The following is a 320-nucleotide window of genomic DNA, read 5'->3' on the forward strand; positions in this document are numbered from 1 at the left end:
GGCTCACGAGAACGCTTCATAGCCAGAGCTCGATGATGAACGTAAAAGACCGGTTCACCATGGTCGGTTTTACCAGTCACACAATCGATTTCCTTTGGTACTTCATATTCCACGAGTCTTCCAAAATATTTCTCTTTCATGTCTAAAAGAGTTTGTTTTTCTCTTTCGCTTAGTTTGGGTAACGATTCACGTGTGTATACGGGAACACTACCCATGAGATGAGGCTCCTGAACTTGCACGTTAGGTCCTATAAGACGTGTGCCTTCTGGCAAGCGGGTGATTTCCGTTGATATCTCTGCACGGGACATTGCTGCCCGTTG

General features: G+C 45.9%; 1 protein-coding gene. It reads right to left on the bottom strand.

Going from position 1 to position 320, the window contains the following annotated elements; genetic code table 11:
- The coding region (locus tag E1O52_RS13095; protein ID WP_165474839.1) for a hypothetical protein at positions 1 to 320 on the bottom strand (320 nt) is incomplete at both ends.

This window comes from Legionella nagasakiensis, assembly GCF_900639915.1.
Taxonomy (GTDB): domain Bacteria; phylum Pseudomonadota; class Gammaproteobacteria; order Legionellales; family Legionellaceae; genus Legionella_A; species Legionella_A nagasakiensis.